The 5,907-nt window shown below is 46.7% G+C and carries 3 protein-coding genes; all 3 read left to right on the forward strand.

Going from position 1 to position 5,907, the window contains the following annotated elements; translation table 11 throughout:
- Positions 1–198: 198 nt before the first annotated feature.
- The 3 genes from PX482_RS08150 (at position 199) to murI (ending at position 4,859) form a co-directional block, all read left to right on the forward strand.
- On the forward strand, positions 199–1,587 hold the full coding sequence (locus PX482_RS08150; RefSeq protein WP_288026774.1) for a cation:proton antiporter: 1,389 nt from the start codon (positions 199–201) through the stop codon (positions 1,585–1,587).
- A 421-nt stretch (positions 1,588–2,008) separates the two neighbouring features.
- Positions 2,009–3,907 carry an N-acetylmuramoyl-L-alanine amidase gene (locus PX482_RS08155; protein ID WP_288122305.1) on the forward strand — a complete coding sequence of 633 codons (1,899 nt, stop codon included), beginning with the start codon at positions 2,009–2,011 and terminating at the stop codon, positions 3,905–3,907.
- 100 nt (positions 3,908–4,007) lie between these two features.
- On the forward strand, positions 4,008–4,859 hold the full coding sequence (gene murI, locus PX482_RS08160) for a glutamate racemase (protein WP_288122306.1): 852 nt from the start codon (positions 4,008–4,010) through the stop codon (positions 4,857–4,859).
- Positions 4,860–5,907 lie beyond the last annotated feature (1,048 nt).

Below are 5,907 nucleotides of genomic sequence, written 5' to 3' on the forward strand. Positions count from 1 at the left end.
AAATAACCAAATAGAGCATTTAATTGATTAATGCTCATTCTTAATTCTCCTGACTACTGACTACTGGCTCGGAGACTCCTCACCTAAAGGAAGATTTTTGATTTTTGCAAGAGGTCTAATAGAACGGCAAACTTTGAGCAGGAATAACTGAATAAGCCGCAAGCTTGTTAGAGTATTGAGAGTAATTTTGAGCGAGCGATGATACTACAGCCTTTCCTTTCTTCCGCTTGGAGTTTTAACATTTCCCTGTTAGCCTCGGCAGCTACAGCCGAAACTGCTGATAGTGCCTTAGTTTTAGCCTGCGTGCTGCTGAGTTTGACCGTTATTTATTTCGCCTGTAAACTGGGGGGAGAAATATGCGTGCGATTGAACTTGCCTCCCGTGTTAGGAGAATTAGTCGGTGGCGTGATTATCGGGGTTTCTGCCCTAAAATTACTGGTTTTTCCGGAAGGAGGAGCGGGATTCGAGGATTCTCTCCTAATTCACTTCCTACAATCCACTTCCCCCCTCACCCCGGAGCAATCTCCCGCCGTTTTTAGTGCTGCCAGTGAGGTGATTTCCGTCCTCTCGGAATTGGGGGTAATTATCCTGCTGTTCGAGATTGGTTTAGAGTCAGACTTACAGGAATTAATTCGCGTCGGTCCACAGGCAGCTGCTGTCGCAGTGGTAGGGGTTGCGGTTCCCTTTTTGGTGGGTACTTTGGGTTTAATCTATATCTTTCATCTGGCCACCATTCCCGCTATTTTTGCCGGGGCGGCTTTAACCGCTACCAGTATCGGCATTACCGCCAAGGTTTTAGCAGAAATAGGGCAGTTATCGGCGAAAGAAGGTCAAATTATCATCGGGGCAGCGGTTCTCGATGATATTCTCGGTATTATCGTCCTCGCTGTCGTTGCTTCTTTGGTGAAGACTGGAGAAGTGCAAATTAGCAAAGTAATTTATTTAGTTATTAGTTCTAGCGCTTTTGTAATCGGGGCGATCCTGATCGGTCGTTTTTTAAGCCCCTTTTACGTTCAATTAGTTAATAGCATGAAAACTAGGGGACAATTGCTCTTAGTTTCCCTGATTTTCGCCTTTATTCTTGCTTATATTGCCCAAGTTATCCAATTAGAAGCGATTCTCGGTTCCTTTGCTGCGGGCCTGGTTCTAGGGGAAACGGAAAAGCGATCGGAATTGGCAGAACAAGTGTTCCCGATCGCCGATTTATTTGTACCGATATTTTTCGTCTGTGTGGGGGCAAAAACCGATTTAAGTGTCCTTAATCCCGCTATTCCCACTAATCGAGAAGGATTAGTCTTGGCCGCTTTCTTAATTGTCGTCGCTATTTTGGGTAAAGTGGTGACGGGGTTAGCCGTTTTCAGCAAGGAAAAACTCAATCGCTTGGCGATCGGAGTTGGCATGATTCCCCGGGGTGAAGTGGGTTTAGTCTTTGCCGGAGTCGGGGCTGCTAGTGGCGCTTTATCCCCCGCTGCCGATGCGGCCATTATTATGATGGTGATCTTGACTACCTTTATCGCTCCGCCCCTGTTAAGGTTAGTATTTAAAGAACCTACCGCCAGCCCTCAATCAGTGAGCAGTGAGCAGTGACCAGTGACCAGTGGCAGTGTTAAGTTACCAGTAGCAGTGTTAAGTGGCACTAACAGTGCCGTCTTTTCATTGATAACAAGGGCCGAATCTAAATCCTAATTTGTTAAGCTAAAAGCTTTGATGGACTTAGTTTCTAACCTTATTTTTAGGTAGGAGAATTGCCAGATTCTTTTTTGGAGCCTCTTGCCTATTACCTTCAGAAGCTGATAACTGATGACTGATAACTGATGACTGATAACTGATAACTGATAACTGATAACTGATCAGAAACATAGCAGACCATGCCAACGTCCCATAAGCTTGTTTTTATTGATAGTCATTCTCAGAGCATTAACGGAGCTATGGATGGCCAAAAATCGACAAAATAGTCCATTTTTACCGAAAAAAGGTAATTGATAACTGAGCAACGGGAGCATCGATCGTGAGATTTCATTGGTTATTCCTAAGCGCATTAACTTGGTTGCTGGTGGCAGCCCCTGCTTGGGCAGGCAAGCTCGTCTTTTGGCGATTCGACACCAATGAGAATCGTCTGGTGTTCACCACCGACAATCGAGTGCAACCGCGAGCGCAAATGATCACTAACCCCACCAGGATCGTGATCGATCTGCCCGGGATCAAGTTAGGGCAACCCAATATTAACCGGCCCATTGGCAATATCGTCAGAAGTGTCCGTATCGGTCAATTTGATGCGGAAACTACCCGTTTAGTGATTGAATTGGCCCCAGGCTACACCTTTGATCCTCAACAGGTAAAAATTCGCGGAATTTCGCCCACCCAATGGACAGTGGAATTGCCAGAACCCCAACCAATTAGGGAGGAAACGCAACCACCCGTCACCCCTGACCCCACACCTCCCCCCGATCGCGGTTCCACCCGTCCCACTCCCCCACCTCCAGTTAGCCGGACGGACAACAACGATGATTTTCAGGTCACTCGCAATGGTCTTTTTGTCCGTTTAGAGCAAAATGGTGATGAGCGATCGATCCGCAGTCAACGCAGCCGGGACGGCAAAAAAATCGAATTTGAATTACCCGGGGCCACTTTACCCAGCAGTCTCACTGGTCAAACTATCCCCGTCAATCGCTATGGGGTCGGCGATATTCAATTCAGTCAGACCGCCAATCAACGAGCTAAGATTTCCCTAAGTGTTAGTAGAGATAGTCCCGATTGGCAAGCTCTCTATAGTCGTTTTGGTGGCTTGGTTTTACTGCCTAGGGGTGGTCTGGGTGCCGTGGATAATATCTCCTCACCTCCCCCCACTAGCGCCACCAATCCCAATCCTCGTCCCAACAATCCCCCCCCGAAAACTGCCAATAATCCCCCTTCTAGCAATCGTTTGGCCACGATCTCCTCGATCGATCTGACGGGCAATAACGATCGCCTCTTAATTCGCGCGGATTTACCCCTGAAAGCTAACGGCAGTGTTAACCGGGATGGTGTCTATGAACTACGCATCGAAAATGCTAAGTTAGCCGAGTCTTTTCGCGGTCCGCGCTTCGGCCGCTATAGTCCTATCTATCAATTGCGGGTACGTCAGGAAAGCGCCAATAAGGTGCTGATTTTGGTACAGACGGCCGTGGGTTTTCAACTGGGACAATTAACTCAATCGGACAGTCAAACCCTAGCCCTAGAATTGCTTTCCTCCCGCAATTCTAGCCCCCTTTCTCAGGTTCCTGACTCCACTACTATCCCTGTTCCTTTACCCCCCAATACGGGGCAATTTAACCCACCGCCGCGCCCTTCTAACCCCACTCCTAATCCCCCCCAACAACGCAATAGCCGCTTTCTAGTGGTGATCGATCCGGGCCATGGTGGTAAGGATCCGGGGGCGATCGGAATTGGTGGCCTTCAGGAAAAAAACGTAATTCTGCCCATTTCCCTAGAAGTTACCCGCATCCTGCAACAACAGGGCATCGATGTGCGTCTAACTAGAGATAGCGATTTTTTTGTCACCCTGCAAGGGCGCACGGATCTGGCTAACCGGATCGATGCCGATCTATTTGTCAGTATCCACGCTAACTCTATGGGGAAAGCACGACCGGATGTCAATGGCCTAGAGGTGTATTACTTCGGTGATCGCCGTTTATCGGATACCATCCATCGCAATATTGTCCGCACTGTCGATATGCGCGATCGGGGGGTGCGTCGGGCCCGTTTCTATGTGCTGAGAACCTCCAGAATGCCCTCTACCCTCGTGGAAGTGGGTTTCGTCACCGGCGCTGAGGATGCTGCTAAATTAGCCAATGTCAACTTTCAACGACAAATGGCGGCGGCGATCGCTGGGGGGATTATTGAATATATTCAACGAAATCTCCGTTAATGATTAAATGATTGGAGCATTAGTTTACTAATCAAAAAATCCGTGTTTTAATATCATCAAATAAAGCTATTTTAGATCAGCGTTTTCCTCGATATTATCTATGAGAGAATCACAACTTAGTCCGATTGGTGTGTTTGATAGTGGCGTGGGTGGACTGACCGTTTTAAGGGAGTTGTATCGACAACTGCCCCAAGAATCAATTCTCTATTTCGCTGATACCGCTAGACTTCCCTACGGAACTCGTTCTAAAGGGGAAATTATCGAATTTGTCCGGGAAATTCTCACTTGGATGAGCGAGCGCCGGGTGAAAATGGTGATTATGGCTTGTAATACCAGTTCCGCCTTGGCTTTAGAAGAAGTACAGGCCGAATTTAAAGATTTACCAATTTTGGGGGTAATTTTACCCGGTGCCAAAACTGCCGTTAAACAAGGAAAGCGCATTGGGGTGATTTCTACCCCGGCTACGGCTAAAAGCAATGCCTATAAACAAGCGATTCAAGAAATCGATCCTACTGCCCAAGTTTGGCAAATTCCCTGTCCTGAATTTGTCCCTTTGATCGAGGCTAACCGCATTTTTGACCCCTACACCACGCAGGTGGCTAGGGAATATCTTCAGCCTTTACTAGCAGAAAATATTGATACTCTGGTCTATGGTTGTACCCATTATCGCCATCTTTCCCCGGTTTTACGTCGTCTTTTACCTAGTTCCGTGCGCTTGGTAGATCCCGCCGCTGCCGTTGTGCGATCGGCGGAAAAAGAGCTAGAATTATTAGGTCTAAAAAATCCCGAAACACCCCTACCTACTAACTTCGCAGTTAGCGGTGATCCTGACACTTTTGCTCGTTTATCTCGTCAATGGCTCGGTTTTTCTCCCAGGGTAGAAAAGGTTTATCTGCAATGTCGGGTGAAGACCCTCGGTTTTACCGATGGGATGAAACAAAGGCCAGTATAGAACAGCGAACCACAGCTAAAAATAAGTGTCTAGTCTCAAGAGCGAAATCTCGAATGACTTCTGACATTGTTAATGGCATTCTAGTTGCGTATTCCGAAGTGCGCTTGCTCTTCTTTTGGGGTCATTAGCCTTGGCAGTCTTTTTTCCTTTAAAGGTCTGGAAGTACTCACGAAAAATAGCTACCATATAAGTATAGCGGCTAGGGTAAACAACCGCTTGAAAAACCCCTGTAGTCTAATCACTACGCTATCTGCACCTTGACAATCAAAGATATGGGGTTCTACCTAGGGTTTGCGGCAAAAAGTTTTTCCTGGGGGCAGGGTGTGGGGTGTGGGGTGTAGGGTGTAGGGTTTTACCGATTTTGAGGTAGTCAGTTACCTAATTTTCAGGGAAAAAGTCCAGGAATTTTACCCCCGATCCCTCCAATGGTCGGCACTTTTTGAGGGAAAAAAAGTCTAAAAGCCTTATCCAACAAAGTTTTTAGATTTATTCAGCAAGCCCTACCTAATGTTCTAGTTTCTACCTGTAGGTAGGTAAAATCTTTGCAGGAACTAGACAAAGCAGTATTTGAAGCTAACACTTCAATTAAAGCAAATTTTGTAGAAATACAACTAGGGTGGGGCGCACCCAAAGTTAACGCTTGAGGAGAGAACCACCTCTGGGTTGAGAATCGCAAGGTACTTAGTCTAAGTGGACTCGGTGAATCAAGAATCCCTCGCTTGAGCGCGACGGGAGCGTCAACTGCCTGTCCCCGTTTTATAGCCGTCAGTCTTTTCAGCCCACATTCCGCACCCTAGTCGTTGAAATCAAAAGTTGCTCTAGCCCTTGTATAGTAAGACTTTTAGCGATTACTAAGAATTATGAAGTGTCACACTCTAGTCAGCGATCGCCAGCTTAATGAGAGTTGATCTCAATAATTTGGTATCAGAGCTATCAGATTTTTAGGGCTAATTGTGCATCTGCTGGGCAAACAAATTAGCCTGTAATTCAGAGCCGGCAATCGTTTTGACGATTTAGATAAAATTTTCAATGTGACACTTTAGGGTGC

It is taken from the genome of Microcystis sp. M53602_WE12, assembly GCF_030065455.1.
Taxonomy (GTDB): Bacteria; Cyanobacteriota; Cyanobacteriia; order Cyanobacteriales; family Microcystaceae; genus Microcystis; species Microcystis aeruginosa.